This window comes from Streptomyces sp. NPDC059455 (assembly GCF_042750115.1).
GTDB lineage: Bacteria > Actinomycetota > Actinomycetes > Streptomycetales > Streptomycetaceae > Streptomyces > Streptomyces endocoffeicus.
This window is the reverse complement of sequence record NZ_JBHYVB010000076.1, coordinates 1-8,883: the sequence shown is the minus strand read 5'-3', so window position 1 is coordinate 8,883 and position 8,883 is coordinate 1. Positions and strand designations below refer to the sequence as shown.

General features: G+C 68.3%; 9 protein-coding genes. 2 read left to right on the top strand and 7 right to left on the bottom strand.

Features of this window, described 5'->3' with window-relative positions:
- The 4 genes from ACFXB5_RS25400 to ACFXB5_RS25385 all read right to left on the bottom strand — a co-directional run.
- Window positions 1-1,224 (bottom strand): glycoside hydrolase family 3 protein (locus ACFXB5_RS25400; protein ID WP_385211792.1); only part of this gene is annotated, 1,224 nt, incomplete at its 3' end.
- Window positions 1,225-1,553: 329 nt separating this feature from the next.
- Complete coding sequence (locus ACFXB5_RS25395; RefSeq protein ID WP_385211790.1) at window positions 1,554-2,450, bottom strand: carbohydrate ABC transporter permease; 897 nt, start codon at window positions 2,448-2,450, stop codon at window positions 1,554-1,556.
- 1 nt (window position 2,451) lies between these two features.
- Window positions 2,452-3,354, bottom strand: coding sequence for a carbohydrate ABC transporter permease (locus ACFXB5_RS25390; RefSeq protein WP_385211788.1), 903 nt, complete (start codon window positions 3,352-3,354; stop codon window positions 2,452-2,454).
- The gene (locus ACFXB5_RS25385; RefSeq protein ID WP_385211850.1) at window positions 3,351-4,661 is read right to left on the bottom strand and encodes an extracellular solute-binding protein; all 1,311 of its coding nucleotides are present in this window, start codon (window positions 4,659-4,661) and stop codon (window positions 3,351-3,353) included. Before ACFXB5_RS25385 ends, ACFXB5_RS25390 begins: the two co-directional genes overlap by 4 nt.
- Window positions 4,662-4,911: 250 nt before the next feature.
- Between ACFXB5_RS25385 and ACFXB5_RS25380 the strand changes: the two genes are divergently transcribed.
- Both ACFXB5_RS25380 and ACFXB5_RS25375 read left to right on the top strand, forming a co-directional pair.
- Window positions 4,912-5,226, top strand: coding sequence for a fibronectin type III-like domain-contianing protein (locus tag ACFXB5_RS25380; protein WP_385211786.1), 315 nt, complete (start codon window positions 4,912-4,914; stop codon window positions 5,224-5,226).
- Between the two features lie 71 nt (window positions 5,227-5,297).
- Entirely contained in the window at window positions 5,298-6,326 is a 1,029-nt protein-coding gene (locus ACFXB5_RS25375; RefSeq protein ID WP_385211784.1) for a LacI family DNA-binding transcriptional regulator, read from the top strand.
- Window positions 6,327-6,819: 493 nt separating this feature from the next.
- On the opposite strand, the gene ACFXB5_RS25370 is transcribed toward ACFXB5_RS25375, so the two are convergent.
- From ACFXB5_RS25370 to ACFXB5_RS25360, 3 genes are all read right to left on the bottom strand, one after another.
- Window positions 6,820-7,080, bottom strand: a complete 261-nt coding sequence (locus ACFXB5_RS25370; protein ID WP_385211782.1) for a hypothetical protein — start codon at window positions 7,078-7,080, stop codon at window positions 6,820-6,822.
- Window positions 7,056-7,943, bottom strand: a complete 888-nt coding sequence (locus tag ACFXB5_RS25365; protein ID WP_385211780.1) for an MFS transporter — start codon at window positions 7,941-7,943, stop codon at window positions 7,056-7,058. Before ACFXB5_RS25365 ends, ACFXB5_RS25370 begins: the two co-directional genes overlap by 25 nt.
- Before the next feature lie 139 nt (window positions 7,944-8,082).
- On the bottom strand, window positions 8,083-8,775 hold the full coding sequence (locus ACFXB5_RS25360) for a hypothetical protein (protein WP_385211778.1): 693 nt from the start codon (window positions 8,773-8,775) through the stop codon (window positions 8,083-8,085).
- Window positions 8,776-8,883: the final 108 nt, after the last annotated feature.

Genomic DNA, 8,883 nt, shown 5'->3' with positions numbered 1-8,883 from the left:
GGGCCCCCCCCCGGCCTCCCCCGCCCGGCCGCGGCCGCCCGCCCCCCGCTGCGCGCCCGCCTCGTCCAGGTCGGCCCCGTCGAGCGCGGCCGGTACAGGGTTCCAGTCCGGGTCGAGCAGGCCGAGCATCACCTTCTGCGTGAGTACCCGGCGCAGGGCCCGATCTACCAACGCCTCCGGTATGTGGCCGTCGGCGACGGCCTCGGCCAGGGGTGCGCCGTACGTCTTGACGTTGGGCAGTTCGACGTCGATGCCCGCGTGCAGCGCCGTGCCGGCGGCGCCGGCCCAGTCGGCTGCGATGCCGTGCAGGGTCTTCAGGAAGGCGATGGCGAAGTAGTCGGCGACGACAGTACCCTCGAAGCCCCACGTGTCGCGCAGTAGCCCGGTGAGCAGATCCTCGTCGGCCGCGGCGGGCATGCCGTCGGTGTCGGTGTAGGCGTTCATCACCGACCGGGCGCCGCCTTCACGGATCGCCATCTCGAAGGGAGGCAGCAGAACGTCGGCGCGTTCACGCGGGCCCACGGAGGAGGGGGCGAGGTTACGGCCGGCGCGGGAGGCCGAGTAGCCGACGAAGTGCTTGAGGGTGGCGACGATCCCGGCGGACTCAAGGCCCTGCACGTATGCCGTCCCGATGGTGCCGACGAGGTACGGGTCCTCGCCGATGGTCTCCTCGACCCGGCCCCAGCGGGCGTCGCGCACGACATCCAGGACGGGCGCGAGTCCCTGGTGGACGCCGACGGCACGCATGTCGCGGCCGATGGCGGCGGCCATGCGCCGCACCGTGTCCGGGTCGAAGGTGGCGCCCCAGGACAGCGGAACGGGGTAGGCCGTCGCCCCCCAGGCGGCGAAGCCGGCCAGACACTCGTCATGCGCGAGAGCGGGGATGCCGAACCGGTTCGTGGCGGCGATACGGGTCTGGGTGCGGGCCAGGGAGAGCGCCCCCAGGGCGGGGTCGACGGGGACCGTGCCGAAGGGCCGGGTCAGCTGGCCCAGTCCGGTGGGCAGGAGTGCGTCGAGATCGACGGCCTCCTCCATGTCGTGCTGATGGGGGGCGACTTCACCGCCCTGATCGGAGGCGCCCACCCACACTCCGTACAGCTGGGCGGTCTTCTCCTGAAGGGTCATCGCGTCGATCAGGGCGTCGACTCTCGCGGTGACGGAAACGGTGGGGTCGTTCCAGAGGGAGGCTTCGGGGGTGTTCTCCACGGCCACGTTGGCGTTCACTTTCCTCCCACGCCCATCAGACCCTTGACCAGGGCGTGGCGGGCGAACAGGTAGACGAGCAGGACTCAAGGCGGAGCAGATCGCGTCCGGGCGCCGGCATCGGCCCGCATCCGCTGCGCCGGCCCATCGGGGGACGAGGCTGCCGCTGCTTCCAGGGTTGATGCAGGTCGTCCCGCCCGACCTGGTGCACGGGTGCTGGCCGAGATCGGGACGTGCGAGCAACGGCTGCGGAGCCTGGCTGCCGCGTCTCGCCACGTCCTGTCGGAATTCGATCGATCCTGGAGCTCACCGAACGTCTCGGACCCCAACAGCGTCGGCGTCGGCGTTGATCAACGACTGAATCCGGCGGTCAGACCGCTCAGCAGCTGGCGGCGGCCGAAGGCGTACAGGACCAGGACGGGCAGTGTGGTGAGGACGACGGCGGCGAGAACGGCAGGGACATTGACCCCGTACTGGCCCTGGAAGGTCCACAGTGCGAGCGGCAGGGTCCGGCGGTCAGGGCTCTGAGTGAGGACCAGCGGCAGCAGGAATCCGTTCCAGATGGTCAGTGCGTTGAAGATGGTCACGGTGAGGATGGCCGGTCGGGTGAGCGGTGCCGCCAGCCGCCACAGTGTCGTCCATTCGGTGGCGCCGTCGACCCGCATCGAGTCGAACAGTTCTTTGGGCACGTCGCGGATGAAGTTGGTGAGCACCAGCACGGACAGAGGGATGGCGAAGGCGATCGACGGGAGGATCAGCGCCAAAAGACTGTCATACAGATGCAGTCTGATGATGATCAGGTAGACCGGGATGACCGTCGCCTGCAGCGGGATGGCCAGGCCCATGAGGAACAGCCCGTTCATCGCCCGCAGGACCCGCATGCGCCAACCGCGAACGATCGCGTAGGCGGCCATGAAGGAGACCACGACCGCCGGCACCACGGCGCCGGCGGTGACCACGACGCTGTTCACGAAGTAGCGAAGGAAGTCGGACTCGATGACCAGCCGGTAGTTGTCCAGTGTGGGGTCGCTTGTGGGCACCAGCGGATTGCTCGCGTAGTAGCGGCTCTGGGCCTTGAGGCTGGTGATGAGGGTCCAGTACAGGGGTACGGCGACGACGACGAGCCAGAGCCATCCGGCCAGGCCGCCGCCCCAGTTGCGCCGGCGGGCCGCCTGATGGGAGTGGCGTTGCCGCTCACGGTGGGTTGCCTTCCGCGGTCGTCGCGGCTCGGTCAGCGTGGTGGACACGTCAGGCCCCCTCGAGTTGGCTCGCGCCGGCGTCCCGGCCCCCGAGCCGGCGCAGCAGCAGGGCGAGGGCCAGACCCACCAGGACCAGGATGCCCGCGATGGCGCTGGCCTGTCCCATCAGGCTGGCCTGGAATCCCCGCTTGTACATGTCCAGCGCGAGGACGCGGGTGGCGTCTGCGGGGCCGCCCTCGGTCAGGACGAAGATGAGGTCGAAGAAGGTCAGCGATCCGACCACCATCAGCGTGGACGAGGTGATGATGGTGTATTTGAGCTGGGGCAGAGTGATGCTGAAGAACTGCCGGATCCGTCCGGCTCCGTCCAACTGCGCGGCCTCGTACAGGGACTTCGGAATCTGCTGGACCCCGCCCTGGTAGATCAGTGAGTGGAACGGGATGAACTGCCAGGAGACGACGAAGATGACGACCCCGAACGCGAGCCCGGGCCGCCCCAGCCAGTCCTGGCTGAGCACCTGGATCTTCAGCCCGGCACCGAGCCCGAAGTTGGGGTCCAGTAGTGCCTTGTACGCGATCGCGATCGCCGCGGAGCTGAGCATCAGCGGGATGAAGTACACCACGCCCAGCACCGCACGGTAGCGCTGGCGGCCGGCCAGGAACGTGCCGAGCAGAATGCTCAGCGGCGTCTGAACGGCCCAGGACACGGCCATCACCAGGAACGTCACCCAGAGGGCGTGCGGCAGCCCCGGGTCGGTGAGCACCGCACGCCAACTGGTCAGCCCCGACGGGTGGATGGCGCCGATCCCATCCCATGTGGTGAAGCTCAGCGCGAAGACACCGACGAGCGGAATCACGGCGAAGCCGACGAAGACCACCAGCGCCGGCGTCGCCAGCCACGGCAGGATGCTGCGTGGTTCGCGACGCGGCGGATGGCTGGTGAGTGAGCTCATTTGCCGGTGACCTCGTTGAGGTTGCGGGCGAACTGCTTTGGTGAGATGGACAGTTGGAACAACTTGACGATGTTGTCCAGCAGGGTCTCGGCGGCCGTCGGACTGAGCGCCTGGTCCCAGGACTGGCCGAACACCTTGGCCTTGCTGGCGGTGTCGTAGGTGAACTGCAGGAAATCGGCGCTCTTGGAAGCGGCCAGCAGCTTCTCCGTGCCCAGCCGGATCGGAACGGACCCGTTGTCGATCCACTTCTTCACCTCGTCGTCCTGGAGGACGCCAGTGGCGAAGAAGTCCTTGGCGATCTTCTTCTGCTCGGCGCTGGCCTTCGAGGAGATGGACAGATACTGGGCGGGGTTGCCGACGGTGTCGCTCGGATCGCCCTTGCCGCCTTCAACGGGCGGGAAGGTCATGTAGCCCAGCGCGCCGCTGGAGACGAAGTCCCCACCATCGGCTTGCTGGATGCCGTACGACCAGGAGCCGTGCAGCATCATCGCGGCCTTGCCGGTGTACAGCAGCGCCTGGTCGGCGTTGGAGTCCGCGGTGATCGAGGAGAAGCCCTTGACGAACCCGTGGGCTCTGACCAGCTCCTGCACCTTGGTCAGCGCGGTGATGGCGTGCGGGTTGGACCAGGCGTTCTTCTCGCCTTCGATGATGGCCTGGAACACCTCGGGACCGCCGATGCGGTCGAACAGGAACTCCAGCCACATCATGTTCGTCCACCGGGACTGGCCACCCAGGGAGAACGGTGCTATGCCCTTCGCGTTGAACTTGGGCACCAGCGCCATGATGTCGTCCCAGGACTTCGGTGGTCCCACGCCGACCTGGTCGAAGACCTTCTTGTTGTAGTAGAGGATGATCGGCTGCACGGTCTCGCCCGGCATCGCGTAGATCTTGCCGTCGACGGTTGCCGCGCCGAACGAGGACGGGAACAGCCGCTTCTTGACCTCGGAGTGCTCGTCGAACCACGCGGTGAGGTCCTCGACCTGGCCCGCTTCCACGTAGGTGCGCAGCGTCCCGCCACCCCAGCCCCAGATGAGGGTGGGCGCCTGCCCGGCACCGATGGCGGTCTTGATCTTCGTCTTGTACGCGTCGTTCTGGAACGTGGTGTCTTTGATCTGCTCCTTGGGGTGGGCCTTGTTGAACGCGTCCACCGCGCCGGCTCTGGCACCTTCCTGCGGCTGGCCGCTCAGGTACCAGTACGTGGCCCCACCACCGCTCTTGCTGGGACCGGACGAGCCGCAGGCCGCCAGCGCCGCGGAGATCGGCACGCCGGCGGCCAGGCCGAGGAGGGTACGTCGAGAGAGGGGGATCGCCATGTCTTTTCTCCGCACTCGAGAGCCACCGGCTTCTCGTGAGCCATAGTGAAAACTTTTCGAAAAGACTCATTTGAGATCCGTTCGTGCAAATTAAGTTTCGGGCTGACGCCCTGTCAAGACATGTGCAGGCACGTTGTCGGGCAGCAGTCAGCTGCGTAGTATCGGGCGAGAACGGCTCATGAGAAACCTTGACGGGGACCGAAACTGTTTCGAAACAGGCTGGTAGAGGGTGAGGGGCGATGCGATGGCTGCGGCTGACACACTGTCGGTGCAGGTCATGCCGCGCCGGATGCCCCGGTCGGCCGGGTCCGGCCCACCGGCAAGCCACGGGTGCAGACCCCCGCCGTCCGGGCGATCGGCCCGGACGGTCCGGCAGTTGGCCCGCTTCGCCCAGGTACGGCTGGAGTCGGGCGCAAGCACACGCATATGGGTCGGCGTGCATGCCGATAGGACCGCGTTCACCGGACGCGATCTCACGCAGATCGTCGGACGTGTCGAGGGCGATGGGCTCGTCGGCACCTCCCCGGACGGGCTCGGTGCCGGGTTGCCGTACGGTTGACCGGTTCCACCCGGCCTGCCGACCCGACCGGCGGCTCACCACACCGGTGGACGTACAGCTGGGAGGAACCGATGCGACCGAACACCAGGCGCACTACTTTGGCGGACATCGCCCAAGCGGCTGGGGTCTCCGTCGCGACCGTGTCCAAAGTGGTCAACGGTCGTGGTGACGTGGCGCCGCGGACCCGCGCCCGGGTGCAGGAACTGCTGCATCAGCACCACTACCTCGCGCCCGTGTTCCGCCATACCGAGGCCATCGAAAGCCCGACCATCGAGGTGCAGTTCAAGGGCGGCCTCAAGTCGTACGTGGCCGAGACCCTGGAAGGCATCGTCGACTCCGCCGCCGAATTGGGGGCGTCGGTGGTGATCAGTAAGGCGTCCCGTGCCCCACACTGGGCCCGGGACCTGGTCTCAGCCGGGCGCCGCGCCGTCATCGCGGTCACCAGCGTGTACTCCACAGCGCACCTGAACGAACTGGCCAGGGCCGGGCTGCCGCTGGTCGTGCTGGACCCACTTCACCTGCCGGACAGCCGGGTCAACAGCGTCGGGGCGACCAACTTCGCCGGCGGCCTGGCCGCGACCCGGCACCTGCTCTCCCTGGGTCACCGCCGCATCGCCTATCTCGGCGGACCGACCATGGCCGTATGCAACCAGGCACGCATGCACGGCTACCGCGCCGCCATGGAGGCGGAAGGAGCGCAGGTGCCCGACGCCTACGTCCGGCCCGGAGAATTCACGTACGAAACCGGGTTGCTCGGCGCCACGGCGCTCCTGGGGCCGCAAGAGCCACCGACGGCGATCTTCGCGGGCAACGACGAGATCGCCCTCGGTGTCATCGAGACCGCCCGCACCCGAGGCCTGCGCATCCCGGAAGACCTGAGCGTGGTCGGCTTCGACGACACAAGCCTCGCCCAGATGGCCTCACCGCCACTGACCACCGTGCGCCAGCCACTACGGGAGATGGGCAGTGCCGCCCTGCGCACCGCCCTCCGATTGGCCAACGGCGAAAAGGTCGAGTCCCACCACATCGAACTCGCCACCGAACTCGTGGTACGCGCCTCAACGGCGCCGCCCCGCGAAGAGACTTCGGCGCGTAGATAATCGCAGGTGAGAGGTCTTCGAGCAGGATTGGCGAACCGGTCGGAGACGTCTGCCGCGCGGGCCGCCGTGAGCGGGTCGATCTGCTGTCCGAGGCCTCGGCCCACGCGAGGTCAAGGACCTCGCCCCCCTCTCGTTCACTGGGATCCACAGGCGATACGAATGCCGGGAGGACGCGCTCGTGGACCACCCCCATCGACAAGCACACCTACGAAGTCGGCGCGATGATCCTCACTCGGTCACCTCGGTATAGATCGACGCACAGCCTCGTAGCCCGCCTCGGTGAACCGCCATGGGTTCTCTGCCGCTCGGGAGTGTGCGTCGCTGTGGCCATCAGCAGCATGCGCGTGGTGGCCGCATGCGTTCCCTGGGGCTGGTGGCCGTCGGCGAAGTCCCGGCCGGTCAGGTCAGGAAGCTGCTGATGGCCCGATCTGTCGATAGGCCGCTGGCGGATGATTTATCGGTACCGGACCGCGCTCCCGTGGCCACGTGCGCCTCACTCGGCGTGCGGTGGCGCCGCTACGGGGCGGGGTGGGGTGCCGTGGGCCGCGGTCAGGTAGGCGAGGTTGGCCCGGCGGGCGGTGGTGATCCACCACAGCGAGAGCACCAGGCCCAGGGTGACGTTTCCGGCGGCGAACGTAAGGGCCCAGAACACGCCCTGGGCGATGTACGCCAGGGCGTAGCTGGGCAGGTGGCCGGCTCGTCGGAGGCGGGCGGTGCACCAACTGCCGATCACCACCGCTGTCCCGTCCACCACGTAGAAGAGCCCGAGCCCCCGCTTCCGCTGTGCAGTTCGTTGAGGGCCAGTCCCGCGATGAGGACGTTGAACCCACCGCTGATCAGGCCCCATGCCATGCCGACCCAGATGATGGACTGGGCCAGGGGGTAGCGGTTCACCAGCGTCACGCCGTCTCGTGCGTCGCGCAGCAGCGAGCGGGCACCGGGCTCGGCGGGCGTGGTTCTGGTGGCGGCCGGGTATCGCGCGATGAGGGTGCCGATGGCGGCACAGGTCTGGGCGGCGAGGGCCAGCAGGACGGTCAGGTCCGGGTTCCAGGCCGTCAGCACACCGCCGGCGGCGGCGCCGATGACTGTCATGAGGCCCTGCATCCAGCCGATGGTCGCGTTGACGGCGGTGTACTGGCTGGGCTCCACCAGCCGGTAGAGCCACACTTGCCGGGCCGACTGCCATAACGCGTTGCTGACCGTCAGCAGCGCGTAGAGGGCCGCGACGGGGGCCGGGCCGTGGTGGAACAAGAGGAGGAGAGCCACCATGCACGTCATCTGGGTGGCCATGGAGAGCAGCGAGAGTTTGCGGGCGTTGTACCGGTCGGCGAGGCTTCCGGCCAGCGGCATGAGCAGCAACGACGGCAGGATGCCGACGAGTTCCACCATCGCCAGGGTGGAGGTCGAGTACTGCTCCAGGATACGTACGAAGATCACGATGCGGATGACCCACGTCGCACCGGAATCGAAGACCGTCGCACACCACAGCAGGGCGACGTCGCGAGAAGCGAGGGACTTTCCCGCCAGCTGGCGGAGCCTCCCTGTCGAGTTACCGATGCGAAGACCTCCAGTGATCGGCCGGTGGCGGCGGGAGCGCGGCCCGCCCCGGGGCGCCATGATCGGCGTACCGGCGGAAGGGCCCCGTCATCCCACCGAGGGCGCCGCCGCGGTATGGCGGCGGGGCCGCCCGGCACGGTCGCCCGGGTCGGTGCCCTCCGCCCCGGAGTTCCGGGCGGGCAGCCACCTTCCGTTCCGTTCACCGAACACCTCGCCGGAGCCGTCCCGCCGGTGTACCACCTCGCCCCGCCGGACGGTCGCCTGGACGGCGCCGAGGAGTTCCCTGCCCTCGTACGCCGACCAACCGTTCTTGGTGTGGATACGGTCGGGTGTCATCGTCCACGGTGCCTCGGCGTCCACGACGACCAGGTCGGCGTCCTTGCCCACCTCGCGTCCGCGCGGGCAGTGCCGCCAGCCGACGGCTCAGCCGCTTATGGAGATCCGGCGGCACTTCGGTGAGCAGCGCCCTGACCACGTCGTGGTTGTGCAGTGACTTCGTCGTTCCGAGCATCGAGAGCAGCTGGAGGAGCAGATACGGATTGCCCTGTGTGCGCCGGTGCAGCGCACGGACCACCTGGGTGTCTACGACAGCCCCCACCTGGGCGGCGATGAGGTCCTCGGTGGCCTGCTCGGACAGCCCCTCCAGCCGCATCGTCCGGGTCCCCGGATCGCCGAGGATGTCGCTCAGCTGCCCGCTCAGGTCCTCGCCGCGGACCGGTTCCTCGCGGCTGTAGGCGTCGTTGACCGTCACCAGGACGCTCGGTCGGCCGCCGTGCAGCCGAGCTCCGAGCAGCCTGAGAAGATCCAGCGACGGACCGTCGGAGAGATGCAGATTCTCCAGTACGAGCACCAGCGGCCGTTCGGAGCTCAGGGCGGTGAGAGCCTGTGTCATATCCCCGGCCGGGCGTGCGACGCCTGGCACGCTCCCCCAGCTACCGCTGGGAGGTGCCCCCTCTCGCGGCGTTGCCGAAACGCCCATGTGGCTCCGCCACGAGGGCGC

Bases quoted from the DNA above. Each gene is read 5' to 3' on its own strand.
- ACFXB5_RS25375 (WP_385211784.1), top strand. From the start codon at position 5,298: ATGCGACCGAACACCAGGCGCACTACTTTGGCGGACATCGCCCAAGCG.
- ACFXB5_RS25365 (WP_385211780.1), bottom strand. From the start codon at position 7,943: ATGGCGCCCCGGGGCGGGCCGCGCTCCCGCCGCCACCGGCCGATCACT.
- ACFXB5_RS25390 (WP_385211788.1), bottom strand. From the start codon at position 3,354: ATGAGCTCACTCACCAGCCATCCGCCGCGTCGCGAACCACGCAGCATC.
- ACFXB5_RS25380 (WP_385211786.1), top strand. From the start codon at position 4,912: ATGGCTGCGGCTGACACACTGTCGGTGCAGGTCATGCCGCGCCGGATG.
- ACFXB5_RS25360 (WP_385211778.1), bottom strand. From the start codon at position 8,775: ATGACACAGGCTCTCACCGCCCTGAGCTCCGAACGGCCGCTGGTGCTC.